This is a genomic window from Kosakonia sp. YIM B13588, from assembly GCF_042788165.1.
GTDB lineage: Bacteria > Pseudomonadota > Gammaproteobacteria > Enterobacterales > Enterobacteriaceae > Kosakonia > Kosakonia sacchari.
In genome coordinates, this window is the sequence record NZ_JBHZPO010000004.1 from 264,334 (window position 1) to 283,430 (window position 19,097).

The following is a 19,097-nucleotide window of genomic DNA, read 5'->3' on the forward strand; positions in this document are numbered from 1 at the left end:
TTCTCACTTTTTTAGAATTTACGAAGGCGATTTTTTCTGGCTTATGCCTGAGGTCACATTTTCGACAACTTAACTTGTATGGTAGTAGACATGAATTCCATAAGGGAGATAACGTGAAGACTGTGATGTTTTCCGGTGGCAACAGGCGTCCGTTATTAACGGCGCCGTTCTGGCACAAATAATTCTCTTATGGAGTTTTTATGTCCATGATAAATAAAGAACAGTTACAGCTTGAGAGATTTGTAAAGCTGAACAATCGCGGGGGCTGGCTATGACCCGTAAAAACCGAAAAGTAACGATTCCTGTCAGCATTGGTTACGGCATGACAGACATAATGGGCGGTGGCGCTTTTACGGTAATTGGTGCCTGGCTGCTGTTTTATTACACCACGTTTGTCGGTTTATCGCCGATTCAGGCGGCGTCCATTGTCGCGATCGCAAGGATTGTTGATGCTATCGTGAGCCTGTTTATGGGCAGTTTTACCGATCATTTTTATAAAAATTTTCTAGGCAAGAAATTTGGTCGGCGTCGTTTCTTTTTACTTATCGGCGCGCCGCTGATGCTGGTTTATATTCTGTTATGGCTGAACGGTATGAATTTTTGGTTTTATCTTGCCGTTTACCTGGCGTTTGAAATCATTGCTGCCATGGTCTTAATCCCGTGGGAAACATTGCCATCGGAAATGACCAAAGATTTTAACGATCGCACCAAGCTTTCCACTTGCCGCATGTTTCTTTCGGCTTCCGGCACGTTTCTCGCGACCTTTATCCCCGGTGTGCTAATTGGCTGGTTGGGTGAAAAAAACGCCGATGCTTATTTGATTAACGGTGTTGTTTTTGCTGTGCTGTTTATGGTCTGCGTATTTATTTCCTGGAAAGTAAGCTGGGAGCGCGAAATTACACCAGAAATGATGCAGGAGATGGAGAAAAAACGTCAAACTGGCAATGCAGCGCAAACACTTACCGGGGTGATTAAGTTATTTAAAGATTATGCCTCAACGCTGAAAATTCGTGCGTTCCGCAAGCATCTGGCTATTTATCTTTTCTCTTTCACGGCGAAAGATATTTATAACACGGTGTTTGTCTTTTTCTGTGTTTATTGCTTGCATGTCTCGTCTTCGCTGGCAGGAACTTTGCTGTCAATGAGCATCGTCGGGCTGCCGGTAACGCTCGTTGCGGGCTTCGCCATTATCAAATATGGCCCGTCCCGGCTTTATGTTTTTGCCTACAGCATGATGCTGCTGTGCCTGGGGGGGTTCTTCCTGGTGTACCAGTTCCCCACGGAAAACAAAGTGCTGCTGCTGGTGATCCTCGCCGGGTTTTACCAGGTTGGGCGCTGTGTTCTGGAATTCACGCCGTGGAACGTGTTCCCGTTTATTCCGGACATTGACGAAATGGTTACGCGCCAGCGCCGCGAAGGGCTATTTGCCGCCGTGATGACGTTTTCACGTAAAACTACGGTAGCCATTGCGACTTTTGCCGTGGGTTTGCTATTGCAGAGCGGTGGTTTTGTAAAAGGCAGCCTGCAACAGCCTCAGGAAGCGATCACTACCATTGTAATGCTGCTGTTTATCGGCACCGCCGGGCTTTTGCTGGTGGCAATGTGGCAAGCGCTGACCTTCCATCTGAATAAGCGCACGCACCGTATTTTTGTCGATGAACTTGACCGCCTGAAAGCCAACGGCAATAAACAGAGTGTGACGCCTGAAGCGCGTAAAGTTGTCGAAGATTTGACAGGTCACCGTTACGACACGCTTTGGTCTGATGCAACGGTCGACGATGCAGTAATATCAACTGCCGAATTAAGTAAAAGTTATATGCCGAAATAGGATTAATCGCCCGCTATATATCGAGTTGATATTTTAAAAAAAAACGGATCGGCTATTTTTGAAGGGCATTTATTGATGAATCAATATTATGTTGAGTCGGTGGAATATTCTCGGTGAGGGTAACTTTGCGGGCGGAAAAAATAACTTACATAATGTTGCACATCTGTCATATGAAGGCTGTGGTTTTCGTGTTTAATAGCTGCGGCTACTGTAACTCAGTGCGCGCCTACAAAGCACGCAGAGTTGCAAATTTTAACCGTTAGGTTAATTCATCTTTTCTAAGATTTGCTTAGACCTCCCGATTGCGATCCGGAGGTCTTTTTTTGCTTGTTGTGCCGCCTTTTTTTATTTTTCGCGGCTGACACAAAATTGTCATAAATTCGCTCTATGCTGCCCTCCCTCTTAATATTATTCAAAAATTTAATCACTATTTCGATTCGGAGAGATTATGGCAATGCTTAATGCGTCAGTTCGCCTGATGGCTGCTGCTCTTGCACTTTCTACGACTACTGTTTTCGCGGCAACGAATGTGACGGGTGCTGGTGGTACTTTCCCGGCGCCTGTGTATGCAAAATGGGCGGCCGAATACCAGAAACAGACGGGATCTCAGGTGAACTACCAGGGGATTGGTTCTTCTGGCGGCATCAAACAGATTATTGCGAAAACCGTGGATTTCGGCGCATCCGATGCCCCGATGAGTGATGATGATCTGGCGAAAAACGGCCTGTTTCAGTTCCCGACCGTCATTGGTGGTGTGGTGCTGGCGGTTAATATCCCTGGCGTAAAATCTGGCGAACTGACGCTGGACGGTAAAACGTTGGGTGATATCTATCTGGGCACCGTTAAAAAGTGGAACGACCCGGAAATCACCAAACTGAACCCGAAAGTCAAACTTCCGGACACGAATATTAACGTGGTGCGCCGCGCAGATGGCTCCGGCACCTCTTTTGTTTTCACCAGCTACTTATCCAAAGTGAATGCTGACTGGGCAAGCAAAGTGGGTAAAGGCTCAACGGTGAACTGGCCGGTTGGCTTAGGCGGTAAAGGCAACGATGGCGTTGCCGCGTTTGTACAGCGTCTGCCGGGCTCCATCGGCTATGTTGAATACGCCTATGCTAAACAGAACAACCTGACCTGGACAAAACTGTTTGACGCCGATGGCAAAGTGGTTGAGCCGTCACAGCAGAGCTTCAGCAACAGCGCTAAAGGGGCTGACTGGAGCAAATCTTTCGCTCAGGATCTCACTTTCCAGAAAGGCAAAGATGCATGGCCGATTTCGTCCACCACCTTTATCCTGGTGTATAAAAAACAGGATGACGCGGCGAAAGGTGCCGAAGTGCTTAAATTCTTCGACTGGTCTTACAAAAACGGCAGCACCATCGCCAGCGATCTGGATTACGCGCCGCTGCCGGATTCCGTTACCGCTCAGGTTCGCGCTGCATGGAAAGCCAACGTACAGGACGCTTCTGGTAAGCCGCTGTTCTAATCTCGCTTATTTCCTAAAAAATAAACCCGGTGCACTACCGGGTTTTTTTGTTATTAGCCCAAAGCTAATTTCCTACGCAACGTATTTTTATTTTATTACGTTGAGTGGCAAATAATTATATTAAGCAGATTAATAAGACTGAACTTTGTTATAGTGCCTTAAAAGATAATTCTGCACCGATGTTTTTATTGTCTTAATGCTTCTAAATTTTATTTTAAATAATGTGCTTCGATTGTCTGTTTTTCACTCACCAGGCCAAATGAATCATCTGATTTTGAAGTATGGCATATTGTTCTATTCCTGAACCCCTGTTAGTTTTTAGCCCGGTCTTGATTTATTCCCCGCTCGCGGGATACTGCGATGTTCAATCCTGATGTTAATTCTTCACAGGTTTTGTAAAAACCAGACGTCTCGCGAGGTGCCAGGTTTCAATTTTTATTGTGATTCGGTATGCCTGGTGAAGTTTGCCAATAAATTCATTCGAATAAACAAAATCGATTCCAGGCTCAGGAAACAAGACTGAGAACGTTTTATTTCAAATTGGTTCTGAAGGTTAATTAAAGGGAAGCAAAAGCGTGATTAATTCGGAAAAGAAAGTCCAACGCCTTGTGAGAACTCAGCTGGCCCCGTTGACGGTAGCAATGATATTCGCATTACCTGCTGTTGCGCATTCCGCTGGTTTAAGTATGAAAAATGGCACGCTATATAATGCGAATGGCGTGCCGGTCGTGGATATTAATAAACCTAACAGCAATGGCTTGTCACATAACGTCTGGGACAACCTGAACGTCGATAAAAACGGTATTATTTTTAATAACAGCGGCTCAGCATCCGATACGGTATTGGGCGGCACCATCCAGGGTAACAGCAACCTGACATCCGGGTCGGCAAAAGTTATTCTCAACGAAGTTACCTCCAAAAATGCGTCTACGATCAACGGCATGATGGAAGTTGCGGGTGATAAAGCTGCATTAATTATCGCCAACCCCAATGGTATTACGGTAAATGGTGGCGGTACGATTAATACCGATAAACTCACTCTGACCACCGGCACACCAGATATTCAGAACGACAAACTCGCTGGTTATTCCGTCAACGGCGGTACCATTACAATCAGCAAACTGGATAACGCCAGCCCAACTGAAATTTTGTCACGCAACGTAGTGCTCAGCGGGAAAGTTACCGCTGACGAACTGAATATTGTTGCGGGTAATAACTACGTTAATACAGACGGCCAGGTGACCGGAACTGTCACTGCGTCAGGCTCGCGTAACGGCTATAGCGTTGACGTTGCGCAAGTTGGCGGCATGTACGCGAATAAAATTAATCTTATCAGTACCGAAAGCGGCGTGGGCGTGCGTAATCAGGGCGTAATTGCCGGTGGCACTGGTGGGATCAGCATTGATGCTAATGGCCAGTTACTGAACAGTAATGCGCAGATTCAATCGACCGGTTCGACAAAGATTAATACCAACGGCAAATTGGACAATACAACGGGTCTTATTACTTCTGCTGGTGCTATTTATCTCGATACTAATAAGAACGCTATTGTTAATGCCCGTTCAGGTACGATTTCGACGACGGCAGATATCTACGTTAATAGCGGCGCAGTTGACAATACCAACGGCAAAATTGCCGCCAGCGGCGTGCTGGCTGTCGATACCAATAACAATACTTTTACCAACGCCGGTAAAGGGAACGATGTCGGTATCGAAGCGGGTATTGTCACCTTAAAAACCGGTACGCTAAATAACAGTAACGGCCAGATCCACGGCGGCTATCTGGGGCTTGAATCCGGCGCGATTAACAATAACAGCGGTATTCTGGAAACGTCAGGCGACATGGACATTGTCAGCCTTGGCAATGTCGACAATAACAAAGGCCTGATCCGATCTGCCAGCGGCCATATCAACATCCTGTCTGGCGGCACTATCAACAACGGCAGTACCAAAACAGCGGATACCGTCAGTTCCGATTCCTTAGGCATCGCAGCCGATACCGGTGTAGTAATCAACGCAAACAGCATCAATAACAGCGGTGGTCAGATCGCATCGAACGGCGATGTGTCGCTAAACAGTAAGGGCCTGGTCAATAACGATTCCGGTAATCTTCTTTCCAATAGCAAAGTGATTGTGAAGGGCGATTCTTATCGTAATGACTACGGTGGCATCGGCGGCAAGAAGGGCGTGGAGGTGTCGGTTAACGGCGACCTGAGCAACTATATCGGCGTTGTGAGTGCGGAAGAAGGTGATATTTCACTGAGTGCAAATGCAGTGGATACCCACGGCGGTTTCATGATGGGGCAAAATATCTCCATCGACGCGAAAGCCGGCGTAAATACCACCCGATCGCTGGTATTAGCCAGTGAAAAGCTGACTATCCATGCAGGCGGAAATGTTGATAACCGTGATGGTAATAGCTTTGGCAATGACTTCGGCCTCTATTTCGGCATGCCGCAACAGACCGGTGGCTTGATCGGTAAAGGTGGCGTTGAGATTTCCGGGCAGAATATTTACAACAACAACAGCCGCATCATTGCAGAAAATGGGCCAATGAGCCTGCAAGCGAAAGGGAACATTGATAATACGCGTGCGCTGATGGTCAGCGGGGCCGATACCGCAATCAAAACCGGCGGGGCTTTCTACAATAACTACGCAACGATTTCCAGCGGAGGCAACCTCACACTCGATACCGTTTCCCTGGAAAACTCCAGCAGCGGCACGCTTATCGATAATAACGCCACAGGTTTCATCAACTCAGATAAAGATATCACGCTGAATGTGGACAACAATTTCACGAACTACGGCTGGATCAGTGGTAAAGGCGCAGTGGCGCTGAATGTCGTGAAAGGGGCGTTTTATAACCGTAATACCATTGCGGCTGATAAGTCACTTGCGATCAATGCCCTGAACGGTATCGAGAACTTTAAAGATATCTCTGCAGGCGGCAGCCTGACGCTGGATACGCAACGTCATGTGACAAATAACAGCAACAGCAATATGGTCGGTAACGGGATTACTATTAACGCGGTAAACGACATTAATAACCGCGGCAATATTGTCAGTGATGGCGATATGAGTGTTGTGACCAAAGGTAACCTGTATAACTACCTCTATATGCTGGGCGCTGGTGATGTCGCTATTACCGCAAACAACGTCAACAACAATAATTCACTTATTGAGGCTGGTGGTGATCTGACGATTACCTCTACTGGCAATGTGGGTAATAACCGTGGCACGCTGCGCTCCCTGACGGGCGATGTAAATGTGGCGGCAAAAGGAACGGTTGATAACTATAGCGGTAAGATTACCTCTGCTGGCGATGTCGGAGTCAGTGGGAACTGGTTGCTCAATGATTATGGTCAGATTGCTGGCTTAAGCAATATTAACCTGATTCTGACGGGCAACTTCGACAGTTACAAAGGTTCTGTGACCTCTCAAATGGGCGATATCAAGCTGGTTGCCAACTCGGTGGATAACAACAACGGGTTAATCGCAGGTGAAAATATCTCCATTGATTCCAAATCAGGAATCTATAACAACACGGCGCTGATTGCCGCGAATAAAACACTTACCGTAAATGCTGTCGGCAATATTGAAAACAGAGACGGTAATAACTTCAGTTATTACAACGGCGAGTATTTTGGTGTCGCAGGCGATGTGGGTGGCATGGTGGGTAACGCGGGCGTCTCGCTTTCCGCACAGAATATCTACAGCACAAACAGCCGTATTCTGGCAGAAAATGGCCCGCTTAACGTGCTGTCCCGGGGCGTATTCGATAACACCCGCAGCATGCTGATGAGCGGTGCCAACGCCATTATTAAAGCGGCCGGTGTTTTCTATAATAACTATGCGATGACATATAGCGCAGGTAACCTCGATATCACTTCTGCTTACCTTGAGAACTTCAGCAACGGTAAGCTGGAAGATGGAACGGCAACAGGGGTTATCGCTTCTGATAAGAACCTGAGCCTGAGCGTGGATAACAGCACCACCAACTACGGCTGGATCAGCGGTAAAGGCGATGTGAATTTCAGCGTGTTAAAAGGTGTGCTGTATAACCGCAACACCATCGCCGCTAATAACGCGCTGGCGATTAATGCCCTGAACGGTATCGAGAACTTCAAAGATATCCTGGCGGGAACCAGCCTTACCCTTACTACCCAACGGCACGTTACCAACAACAGCAACAGTAATATGCTTGGGCAAAGCATTGGGATTAATGCGGTAAACGATATTAATAACCGAGGCAATATTGTCAGTGATTATGCATTAACCGTGAAAACAGACGGGAACGTGTATAACTACCTCAATATGCTGAGTTATGGCACCGCAAAAGTAACCGCGAATAAAGTCACGAACAGCGGCAAGGACGCGGTTCTGGGCGGTTTTTACGGCCTTGACCTTGAATCGAATGCAATCACCAATACCGGCACCATTGTAGGTCTGTAAATCGCAACAAAAGGCAGCGGCAATCGCTGCTGCCTTTCCTGATTTGATACCCGCCCACTGCCTTACGCGATCAGCGTAATCACGCGATTTTCCTCGATTAGATACTGACCATTAAACTGGCACCCTTGTTTGCGCTCTGGCGTCAGCAGCTGCGTTAACTCGAGGGTAAAACTTTGTGCCGCCGTATCGATGCTACAAATCCGCGCCGCTTCAAAACCGAAAAAACATTTCACCTCGGGATAGAGCGCTTTGAACAGACTCTCTTTGGCGGAAAATACTATCAATAACGCCGTTTCATACGCTAAGCCGCAGGCGGCAAGTAATCGCCGCTCCTCAGGGCTGGTGAACATTTCCGCTGTCTCTCTCATGGCCCTGGCGTCGAACATTTCAATATCAATGCCTGGCGTTAATCCTGCGTTACGCGGCGCAATAATCGCAATAGCGTGACCACTGGTATGAGAAAGGCTGCCGCACCAGCCCGCAGGCCAGACGGGTTCCCGGCCGGGAGACGTACCCACGTGACCATCGCAGCCTGCGTTTTGTAATAATTGTCTGGCGGCATAGCGAGCCGCCAGGTATTCCGCGCGCCGTTTTACTACTGCTTTATCAAGCGCCGTGGGAAAAGGGATGGCATATTCGCTAAAAAGCGCATCCCGGTAAGAGGCTGTGTCGAATGCGAGCTTGCAATAGGCTATTGCAGGGAATGGCGTGATGAATCCCGTTTCCGACCGCACCACGAAGTCAGAGGAGGTATGGCTTAGTTGTGACGTAAACATATTTATCTATCAACAAGTTAATGGGTAAGTGCATCGGTAAACGTGAAATCAGCAAATGCAATCAGTGTACCGCAGGCGGTGTCGTCATCGCGCATTTCTTTCTCAATCCGAGTGCGGTGGTGGTGAATCATCTTGTGGAAATCACACTGTTATCATTCATCAATGCGAAGGTTTTCTTTTATGTTGTCGTATATCTATCCATTGCATGAATAGTTGCACAGAATAATAAAATAAACGCCTATCGGAGTTTTTCGTTGCAGCGATAAATGTAAGAATATTTTTTGTCAAATTAAAAATAATAACGTCTTTATTATCAAGCGTATGGTGCTGTATATATCACTGAGGTGTTGTTAAGGTGATATATTTTCTTGCTATAAAGACGCAAAGAGTATTTATTATTGTTAACTTGCATGGATTATTACTTACTACAGATCGTTTAATTTTTAGTGAATAACGCCAAGAGTGACCAGATGAATTGATTTACGCTGTGCTTTATATGATGTGAAACTTACGAAATGATTTCTCCCGGTATTATTACGTGTTTTTTTAAATGGATATATCCAGTGAAGAGAGTGGGCGGTTACACTAATTGATAGATTTATCGTTAAGACATGTTCAGTTTTACCTCATACGGCTCGCGACGTTGACGACAAGGCATCCGGAGGGTGTAGAGGATAATTAGTCGTTCATTTAAAGGATAAAGACATTCATCAAGAATATTATTTGATGGTGCCATGCTTTCTGGAAATAAGCGTGCAGTCAATTAATTACAACGATTTGGTTTTCATTAATTAGGTTGGAATATATGGACATATCTCCCAATAATCGATTTTTAGACAGTGCATTAGTGACGAAAGAATATACAGCGCTTTCAACGTCCCGGTTTCCATTGAGTTCAGATCAGCAGGCGATTTGGTTCGCTCAGACGCTGAATCCTGAACTAACAAATTACAATATAGGGAGTGTGATGATCATTGATGGCAATATCGTTCCCGATATCATGGTTAAAGCGTTTGATTTCGTCATTAAGCGGCATGATGCATTTCGTTTGCGAATGGTTGCCGGTACGTCGCCAGCACAATATTTTGATTCTTACGCCTTGCCATTAATAGAGTTTAAGGATTTTTCCGCCACGGATAATCCAATAAATGAAGCTGAACAGTATGTGAAATTAAATTTTACGCAGCCATTTAATTTGGCTGAAAGGTTATGGCGCAGCGCGTTAATCTATGCAGGTAATCATCGCTGGTATTGGCAACTGTGCTGCCATCATATTATCGCCGACGGAACGAGTCTGAGCCTGCTTAATGCAGAGTTGAGCGAAAATTACAGTCATCTTATCCGCGGGGAGAATTTATCTGAAAGCGCATCGCTATCCTATGCCGATTTTGTTGCCAGTGATGCGGCTTATCTGAGTGCGAAGCAGTGCACCAAAGATCAGGCTTTTTGGCTTGCGCGATATACGGCATTGCCGCCACAGTTATTTCCTCCTTTGGTGACAGCCTCCGCGCCAGCAGCATCTCTGCCTGAGCCTGTTACCTGGATGCTTGAGGCAACCCTTTTTCAGCGTATTGAACAGGTGGCTTCTTTATATGGGTTGTCTGTATTGCATTTTATATTTGCCCTTTTTTCCTGTTATTTTAAAAGAATAAAAAACGTTGATGATATTTGTTTCGGTATACCACTCCATAATCGAAGAAATGCACAACAAAAAGCGGCGGTGGGAATGTATGCTTCGGTTATCCCGGTTCGCATTAGATTAACGGATGAAGATTCCTTTTCTGATGTGATGCAAAAAGCCGCCGATGAATTACGTATTTGCTACAAACACCAGCGGTTACCCATTACGGAAATCAACCGGAGAATAAAAAAACAGCAAAATAGCGACCGAGCCAATTTATTTGATATGTCGCTATCCTATGAACCTTATGACGTTAACATTCATCTGGAAGGGGCAGCAATTCATACCATCGAACCTCATCACCGGGCGCAATATCCTTTAGCGATAACCATTAATCAGTACGCCATCACCAGCAATAATAAACAGAGCCAATCGGTCTGCGTTGAATTTAATTATTCCCTCGACTATTTCACTCCTGAAGATATTCAGGTTATGCAATCTCGCCTCGCTGTATTACTGGAAGGCGCATTGCAGAATATTGATACGCCAGTCTCTTACTTACCGATTTTATCGCCACATGAATGCCAGCAACTGCTTCGGCCTGTTCACGCTACAGAAAGTGACGCTTCAAACTTATTAGTCCACGAAATGTTTGAAGCCCAGGTCCGTCGCTCGCCTCAGGCTGTCGCTGCCGTTTTCGAGGGGAGTTCATTAACCTATGACGCGCTGAACCGCAGGGCAAATACGCTGGCCCATCGGCTCATCAGAATGGGTGTTCATCCGAATGATCGCGTGGCTATTTGCCTGGAGCGCGGCCTCGACATGGTGATCGGCATCCTCGGAATCCTCAAGGCGGGCGGAGCCTATGTTCCTCTGGATCCGGTCTATCCGGGCGAACGACTGAATTACATGCTGGAAGATTCCGCCCCCATCGCACTGGTAACCTATTCTGCTCTTGCGCAGACGCTGAATAGCGCTACTCCTGCCGTGTTAATGGATGCGCCGTTACCAGCCGTTGCTGACGGAGATGATGAGAACAACCCTGTGCCATTATCACTCGGCCTGGCGACGCACCATCTGGCCTACGTTATTTATACGTCCGGTTCCACAGGCCAGCCGAAAGGCGTGATGGTTGAACACCGGAATATCACCCGACTTTTAACCGTCTGCCAGCCTGGTTTTAGCTTTAATAGCAACGATACCTGGTCGCTATGCCACTCTTTCGCTTTTGATTTTTCCGTCTGGGAGTTATTCGGCGCGTTATGTTCGGGTGGCCGGTTGGTTGTGGTATCAACCGCATGCGCCCGCTCACCCCAAACGCTTTATGCGCTGCTATGTCGTGAACAGGTTACGGTGCTCAACCAAACCCCCAGCGCATTCCGCCAGTTGATTGCTGCCCAGGACGCAACTTCCCACTCCCTGCGTTGTATTATCTTTGGCGGCGAAGCGCTTGAAATGCGCTCTCTGGTGCCGTGGATTAACAACGCATCAAACCGTAATACGCGTCTTATCAATATGTATGGCATCACGGAAATCACCGTGCATGCCAGCTGGTATGAAATAACGCCTTCAGATATCACCTCACATGGCGCCAGTTTAATTGGCGGTCCGCTCGCCGATCTGCGGATCTACATTCTGGACAGTCACCGCCAGTTGGTGCCGTTTGGCGTGACCGGAGAACTCTATGTCGCTGGCAATGGCGTGGCGCGCGGTTACCTGAACCGCCCGGAACTGACGGCAGAGCGTTTTCTGCCGGATCCCTTCACGCCCGGCCAGCGGATGTACCGAACCGGCGACCTGGGTCGCTGGCTGCCGGACGGCAACATTGCGTTCCTCGGGCGCAACGATTTTCAGGTCAAACTGCGCGGCTTCCGCATCGAGCTGGGGGAAATCGGTGCCTGCCTCACAGCGTGCGACGGCGTGCGCGACGCGGTGGTGATTGCGCGGGAAGACTCGCCGGGCGACAAACGGCTTGTCGCTTACCTGCTGGCGCAGCCCGGTCACACGCCGGAGCCTGCAAGGCTTCGTCAGCAGCTGGCGCAGTCGCTGGCGGAATACATGCTGCCCGCCGCGTTCGTCACGCTGGAGAGCTTTCCGCTCACGCTGAACGGCAAGCTGGACAGGCAGGCGCTGCCCGCCCCGGATCGCACCGCGGCGGTGACCCGCGGGGATGAAGCCCCGGCCGGTGAGGTGGAAACCGCGCTGGCCGCCGTCTGGTGTGAGCTGCTGGGGCTGTCGCAGGTCGGGCGGCAGGACAACTTTTTCGAGCTGGGCGGCCATTCGCTGATGGTGGTCAGCCTGCTGGAGCGGCTGCGCGGGCAGGGGATGACGCTGGATATCCGCGGGGCATTCTCCGCCCCGGTGCTGGCTGAAATGGCACAGTGTATTACCGTCCGCGATGCAGGTGGGGATACGCCGGTTCCGCCGCCGCGTATCCCGGCGCACTGTCAGGCCATCACGCCCGGCATGCTGCCGCTGGTCAGCCTGTCGCAGGCGGAGACTGATGCGGTGGTGGCCACGGTGGACGGCGGCGCGGCGAACGTGCAGGACATCTACCGGACGGCAACATTGAGTTCCTCGGGCGCAATGATTTTCAGGTCAAACTGCGCGGCTTTCGCATCGAACTCGGGGAAATTGAGGCCTGCCTGACGGCGTGCGCTGGCGTACGCGACGCGGTGGTGATTGCGCGGGAAGATACGCCGGGCGACAGACGGCTGGTTGCCTACCTGCTGGCAGAAGCCGGTCACACGCCGGAGCCTGCACGGCTCCGCCAGCAACTGGCGCAGTCGCTGGCGGAGTACATGCTGCCCGCCGCGTTCGTCACGCTGGAAAGCTTTCCGCTTACGCCGAACGGCAAGCTGGACAGGCAGGCGCTGCCCGCACCGGATCGCGCGGCAGCGGTCACCCGCGGGGATGAAGCCCCGGCTGGTGAGGTGGAAAAAACGCTTGCTGCTATCTGGTGTGAGCTGCTGGGGCTGTCGCAGGTCGGGCGGCATGACAACTTTTTTGAGCTCGGCGGCCACTCCTTACTGGCGGTTCAGCTGTTAAACCGCATGGCAACAACAGGACTCGCTATCTCGCTGGCGACACTCTTTGCTAATCCATCCCTGGCGCAGCTTGCCGGCGTCATTCAGTACAGGGAAGAGTCACTCGCTTCACCTTTTGCCGATAATCCCGTTGTGCTGCGGGGCGAAGGTGCGCAGCCGCCACTCTTTCTGGTGCACGAGCCTTCCGGCGATCCGCTGGTCTATTCGCCTCTGGCTACGATGTTGCGGGTTGATCGCCCCGTCTATGCACTTTCAGCACTTGGTCTGCATACCACCGGCAATCCGCCGACATCGCTGGAAGCGCTGGCCGCCTGTCATGTTGAAGCCATCCGTCGCGTACAGCCGCATGGGCCTTACCATCTTGCTGGCTGGTCTTTGGGTGGCGTTATTAGTTACGAAATTGCGCTGCAGTTGCAACAAAGCGGGGAAGATATCGCCTTTATCGGCATGATTGATAGCTATCATCCGGCTGCGCATCAAAAGCGTGATTTCAGCGCGAGCAGCGAACGGGCACTGCGTGACGAAATGATCGTAAATTTCTTATCCCTGCATGTGCCGGAGAGCGAAAGAAAGATGCTGGCACAACTGCAAAGCCCCATTGATATACAAGCCATTTTTGATCTTTGTCGCGAACATAACTGGTTGCCGAAGGATATTGGCTATGAGGATCTGTTGCTACGTCTGGAAACGGTGTTGTATATCAGGCCGCTGGGGCTTCGGTATCAGCCGACACCTGCGGATCTCACCATTAATCTTTATACGGCAAAGCCGGATGAAAGCGACGACATCTGGCGCGGCTGGCACGGTACAGTAAGCAGTGATTCGTCGCTGCATGTTATTGGTGGGACGCATTTATCGATTATGCAACCGCCGTTCCTGGCGCAACTGGCGAGGCAAATGACGGCAGATCTGCTTCCCCGATCTTCCTCTCACCCGGTGGTTGTTATGCAGGAGGGGGCAGCTTGCGAAACGCCACTCTTTTGCATCCCAGGCGCTGGTGCATCCGCATTCAGTTTTCTCGAACTGGTGGCGCTTTTGCCCGCAAATCTTCCTGTTTATGCGCTACAGGCTCGCGGGCTCACCGATGTGAAAACAATGCCGCATCTGACAATTGAAGAAACGGCTCGTGATTACATCTGCGCAATGCGTGAACGTCAGCCTTTTGGGCCCTATCACCTTATTGGGCACTCCTTTGGCGGCTGGATAGCCTTTGAAATTGCGCTGCAATTACAGGCGCAAGGGGAGATGGTTGCCAGGCTGATTATCATTGATAGCCGCTCACCTGGGGTTAAACCGCCGGTCAGCCACCTTGGGGCAGTGATGAAATTAATCAGCATTTATAATTTGATGCTGAACCGGGAACTGCCCATTACGGAGGACGCGCTATTGGGAATGGAGCCACACCAGCGGCTTATCTGTTTGCACCAACTTTTGATTGAGGCGGGGGTTTATACCCGTAACACGCCGCTTTCGTTGCTGGCCGGGGTTTTCCATGTGTTGTACGCAAACCTCAATACCTCCTATATTCCCCGCGAGCGTTACCTGGGCGTGTTGCATAGCATTAATGCACAAGAAGCTAATGGCGCAGAGCGGGAACAGCGCGAAGCAGTTTGGCGTGAATACGCGACACAATTTACCACCATACTGAGCCCTGGAAATCATATGACCATGCTGACCATGCCACATGCGGGCGCGCTTGCCAGTCATATTACGACCGTGTTGAGTCAGCCTTAGCCGCGCCCGTTTCTCATAACACACCTGAACCACCTCGGATGAGGTGGTTTTTTATTTGTGCGTATAAAAACAAAGATCCGCGATGCCTCCCGCTTCCGGTTATATTGGCTCGCTGGTAAAGTGATTCGCGGGTAAAGGCGAGGGAACAGAGGCAGACGAAGATGAGTGGGCGCATCGACTATCAGATTGAAAAATATAGTTTCACCGCGGTTGATGAAACGCCGCGTCTGGCGCGCCAGTGGGCCGATGTCATGGAAGAGTGCCGCCAGACGCAGGCCGGGGCGCAGGAGCGTTTACACATTGCATTGTTGAATGTGGATTACGTTACCAGCCTGGAGTTGCCCTTTCGTTTATTGCTGGTTCGCGCGCCGCAGCTAATCGACAGCCTGCGCGACGAGTTGCAAATCAGCCGCAAACCCGCCGTTATCAGCGGCAGCCGCTGGGGGTGTACCTACAGTCTGAAAAGCGATTTAAGCGCTATCCCGGATACCTTTAGTTACCGCTTTTCCAATCGTATTCGTCGCCTTGATCCCACTAACGTTACGGCTGTGCCGTACCAGCAAATCGCCAAAGAGGTTAAAGCCCCACGCGAACGCCTGAAGCTGGCGCTGGAAACAGGTCTCCAGGTCACGGCGCTCGATGCGTTATTCTGGTTTGGCATTCAGCGACTGGCCGCAGATGTGGCGAGGCTCAGAAAGAAAGAGATGCGGATCAGCACCGCAGAAACGGATGCATTCGATAGCCTGACGGGGACAACGCGGCGGGTACCGTACTATCAACTTGAACGGCGTTAAAGAAACTTTAGCGATAAATTAAAATACATTCAGGAATGCTTTCTGAAAATATTACGCGTCTTTATTGTCGGCAATAATATTATCTGGAAAGTGTTATGCGCTAATTAGCTCATTAATTAATAACTTCGCGTATTAATAATTAATTTAAAGCCTTTATTTATTCCTAATCTTTAATATTCGATGTAAAAAATGAAACGTTTTGGTTTATTGTTTCCGTGTTATGCGCAGGGAAAATTAGGCGCAAATATCACAGAGCAATAAACAGAGAGGGAACGATGAGCGATAGCTTCCAGAGGGAGATACCGAAAGCGCGTATCAACCTGAAACTCGACCTGCATACGGGCGGAGCACAGAAAAAAACAGAATTACCTTTGAAATTACTGGTTACGGGTGATTTTAGTAACGGGATGGAAACTGCATCTTTAAGCGAACGCGTTAAGGTCAATATTAATAAGAATAACTTTAATAGTGTTCTTTCTGATTATTCCCCAAAAGTTAACCTTGTGGTCGAAAATACACTGGCGGGTAATGGTGGCGAAGAGAATATCAGCTTAACGTTCCGCGATATGAAAGATTTCACGCCGGAAGAGGTCGCTCGCCAAATTCCACAGCTCAAAGCTATGCTGGCAATGCGCAATCTGCTTCGCGATCTGAAGGCGAACTTACTCGATAATCAGACTTTCCGAAAGGAATTAGAAAAAATTCTTCTTAACCCCTCTCTCAGCGCAGAACTGCGTGATGAGCTCTCCTCCCTTGCGCCCAAACAGCCATAAATGCTGGCGAAGTTTTAACAGATGAATAAGGAATGTTGATGTCTGTACAAAATGAAAGTGTCGCCACAGGCGAAAGCGTGGTTTTACAAGGCACGCAAACGGGAGGTGTCTACGCCTCTTTATTTGAAAAAATCAATTTGAACCCGGTAACGGCGTTAAGCGCGCTTGATATCTGGCAGGATGCGCAGGCGATGTCCGATGCAACTGCCGATGAGCGTCTGACCGCTGGGATGCAGGTATTCCTGGAATGTTTGACAAAGTCCGGTTCGAAAGTCGAAAAACTTGACCGTAATTTGATTGACCACCATATCGCAGAGCTGGATTACCAGATTAGCCGTCAACTGGATGCAGTGATGCATCATGAGGCGTTTCAGGCAGTAGAAAGTCTGTGGTGTGGGCTGAAATCACTGGTGGATAAAACCGATTTTCGCCAGAACGTCAAAATCGAACTGCTCGATCTCTCTAAAGACCATCTACGCCAGGATTTTGAAGACAGCCACGGTTTTGCCGGGCGGGGCGACATCTGTCTGTTCGGCGAGATGCTGAGTCGCTTCTTTGCGCTCTACACCGACATTTACCTGTTTAATCGCCTGATTATTATCCTGCAACCGACCGGAGAACGTCTGGAATGGGAAGAGAAGCACAATCGCCGTATTCCCGGCTGCCGGGGACGGCGCATGTACTGATGGGAACCCTCTCCGCCGTCCTGCTCAAATATGAGCCACGCCTGAAAAAAATCGCCGTTGTACTGCTGGAGCAGGAAATCCCCGGTGCACTGCGTTATGCCATAGACGCTGAACTCAAAGGTATTGGCCTGGTGCGTTATGGCACAGATTTTAAACCCGAAGGGCGGGTTCTGTTGCGACACCTTAAGCAACAGCAGTATCTCTAAACGACAACCCGTACGTGAGGCCAGGGAAGATAGTGTTCGTAAAATCACAATTCCTGCAAAAATGACCGTCCCAACAATCCCTCTCCGCTTCGTTCATCAGTGAGCGCCTGGCTGCTATCGCTACATTTCGCCAGTGAATGAAGCCGTGTCAGGAACAGGTGGAAGAGTGGCTAATGCGATATGAAACACAGCGTCACGCAGAAGGCGCGAACAGATAAAAAGCTTGAATGCTAGTGTTTATATCTGAACAAAAATTCAGGACGTACCCCAGCAATATTCTCGTGCCAAATCCATTTCCCACCGTGCAAAGCACGGCTTGCGCACGCTAACTCAGATATGAGCTCCTTTGCTGATAATGCCTTCAAAACCTTCCGTTCTATACAAGTTAAATGGATATCTGGTCATGATTGACATTTCCCCCCGTAAAATCAAAACCGGTAGCGACCCGCGTACCCTGCCGGATTATGCCACCCTGCGCGATGAACTGAGCAAGCTGAGCCATCCGGCGCGCCCGGATGTGAACTGGCGGTATGTAGAAAAACTCTGTCTGTCACTGTTTGAGCAAAATGGCGTGGAATTGCAGACAGCGGCCTGGTACACGCTTACCCGAACGCAACTGGCCGGATTATTCGGTCTGAATGAGGGCCTGGCAATACTGGAGGCCCTGATAAGTCATCAGTGGGGAGGGCTCTGGCCGCAGCCTGTACACGCCCGCATGGAAATTCTCAGCCATCTGAGCCAGCGCCTGCAGCAACGGATGCGCACACTAGCGCTGAACTACAGCGACCTCAGCCAGTTATATCGGGCTGAGCAACTGCTAACGCGTCTCGGCTCGGTGCTACAGCGTCTGGAACTTAAGCACCTGAGCCAGCTCGATACTTTGCGAATGATGATACATAACAGTGCTGTTCGGCTGGAAAATAGTGACGGCGCATCCGACTCTGGTGTATCGGCTTACCTCAACCCCGGAGATAACCCCTGGACTGAAATGTCCACAGTTAGTAACGCCGCCAGCGGTGCTGAAGGTTCTCTGCTGGAAAGTGTGACGGGCGTGAGTACGGGGGGCGGTCGTCAGGAGATGAAAGCTCCCGGGGAACGTAAGCAGAACCTGCATTTCTATTACGGCGACGCCTATGGACATCCAGCAACGAAAGTCATTGGCGGTATGGTGCCGGGCTATTCATGCGACAGTGCTGCCACTCCTTTCATGCCATATTTCAACAGCTCACTGGATGCTCTGGTCTGGCGAACTGGTGTCCCGGAGACCCTTTATCCCGAAGCACTCATCCCCGGGCAACGAGAAATCGGGGAAACCACATCCGGCAATATGTGGGGGAACGTTTATCCACGTAGCGGGTTTGTCACCCAGACAGACAGTTACAAATCAGCAGCGGTTGTAGTTCAGCGTGTCGCTGACGTCATTACCCGCTCCGGCCAGCTCCACGTCTACAACCCCCTTACGGGACAGAAGTCCCCGGGTTACTGGCCACCCGAGCCGGTAAAAGAAAATACCGGCACGAAAAACCACAAATGGCAGCGACTTTCGCCTCAGTTGTCCCAGACCTGTGCAGTGTTTCCCGACACCAATGGCCAGATTGCCCAGGACGGTAACTATGCCTGGGCATTGTGGCAACCGTACAGCTGCTGCAAACGTCGCGGCCAGACGTTCCTTTCCAGCACCGATTTCTCATAAAG

General features: G+C 49.7%; 8 protein-coding genes and 5 pseudogenes. 12 read left to right on the forward strand and 1 reads right to left on the reverse strand.

From position 1 onward, the window contains the following. The first annotated feature begins 271 nt into the window (after positions 1 to 271). The 3 genes from ACFX4U_RS10365 (at position 272) to ACFX4U_RS10375 (ending at position 7,765) form a co-directional block, all read left to right on the forward strand. A complete protein-coding gene (locus ACFX4U_RS10365) occupies positions 272 to 1,828 on the forward strand; it encodes an MFS transporter (RefSeq protein WP_305735005.1) in 1,557 nt (518 codons plus the stop codon). A gap of 454 nt (positions 1,829 to 2,282) precedes the next feature. Continuing rightward, on the forward strand, positions 2,283 to 3,314 hold the full coding sequence (gene pstS, locus ACFX4U_RS10370) for a phosphate ABC transporter substrate-binding protein PstS (protein ID WP_370568886.1): 1,032 nt from the start codon (positions 2,283 to 2,285) through the stop codon (positions 3,312 to 3,314). A gap of 686 nt (positions 3,315 to 4,000) precedes the next feature. After that, positions 4,001 to 7,765 (forward strand): filamentous hemagglutinin N-terminal domain-containing protein, encoded by a 3,765-nt coding sequence (locus tag ACFX4U_RS10375; RefSeq protein WP_313508085.1) that lies wholly within the window; start codon positions 4,001 to 4,003, stop codon positions 7,763 to 7,765. Positions 7,766 to 7,827: 62 nt separating this feature from the next. Here the strand turns inward: ACFX4U_RS10375 and ACFX4U_RS10380 are convergent, their stop codons facing one another. Beyond that, positions 7,828 to 8,541 (reverse strand): 4'-phosphopantetheinyl transferase superfamily protein, encoded by a 714-nt coding sequence (locus ACFX4U_RS10380; RefSeq protein ID WP_313508086.1) that lies wholly within the window; start codon positions 8,539 to 8,541, stop codon positions 7,828 to 7,830. Between the two features lie 805 nt (positions 8,542 to 9,346). Here ACFX4U_RS10380 and ACFX4U_RS10385 point away from each other — a divergent pair. The 9 genes and pseudogenes from ACFX4U_RS10385 to ACFX4U_RS10425 all read left to right on the forward strand — a co-directional run. Then, positions 9,347 to 12,811 carry an amino acid adenylation domain-containing protein gene (locus ACFX4U_RS10385; RefSeq protein WP_313508087.1) on the forward strand — a complete coding sequence of 1,155 codons (3,465 nt, stop codon included), beginning with the start codon at positions 9,347 to 9,349 and terminating at the stop codon, positions 12,809 to 12,811. A gap of 26 nt (positions 12,812 to 12,837) precedes the next feature. Beyond that, complete coding sequence (locus tag ACFX4U_RS10390; protein WP_349350410.1) at positions 12,838 to 14,943, forward strand: alpha/beta fold hydrolase; 2,106 nt, start codon at positions 12,838 to 12,840, stop codon at positions 14,941 to 14,943. Between the two features lie 161 nt (positions 14,944 to 15,104). Then, complete coding sequence (locus tag ACFX4U_RS10395; RefSeq protein ID WP_313508089.1) at positions 15,105 to 15,737, forward strand: helix-turn-helix domain-containing protein; 633 nt, start codon at positions 15,105 to 15,107, stop codon at positions 15,735 to 15,737. A gap of 275 nt (positions 15,738 to 16,012) precedes the next feature. Then, positions 16,013 to 16,510 (forward strand): type VI secretion system contractile sheath small subunit, encoded by a 498-nt coding sequence (gene tssB / locus ACFX4U_RS10400; protein ID WP_313508090.1) that lies wholly within the window; start codon positions 16,013 to 16,015, stop codon positions 16,508 to 16,510. A 32-nt stretch (positions 16,511 to 16,542) separates the two neighbouring features. Next, a pseudogene (locus tag ACFX4U_RS10405) lies at positions 16,543 to 17,007 on the forward strand (type VI secretion system contractile sheath domain-containing protein); the annotation flags it as partial. Positions 17,008 to 17,013: 6 nt separating this feature from the next. Continuing rightward, positions 17,014 to 17,196 (forward strand): annotated as a pseudogene (locus tag ACFX4U_RS10410) (type VI secretion system baseplate subunit TssF); the annotation flags it as partial. Further along, positions 17,172 to 17,402: pseudogene (locus ACFX4U_RS10415) on the forward strand (type VI secretion system baseplate subunit TssE); the annotation flags it as partial. The pseudogenes ACFX4U_RS10410 and ACFX4U_RS10415, both read left to right, overlap by 25 nt. Before the next feature lie 403 nt (positions 17,403 to 17,805). Next, positions 17,806 to 18,129, forward strand: a pseudogene (locus ACFX4U_RS10420) (type VI secretion system ImpA family N-terminal domain-containing protein); the annotation flags it as partial. Positions 18,130 to 18,348: 219 nt separating this feature from the next. Then, positions 18,349 to 19,095 (forward strand): annotated as a pseudogene (locus tag ACFX4U_RS10425) (TIGR03756 family integrating conjugative element protein); the annotation flags it as partial. Positions 19,096 to 19,097: the final 2 nt, after the last annotated feature.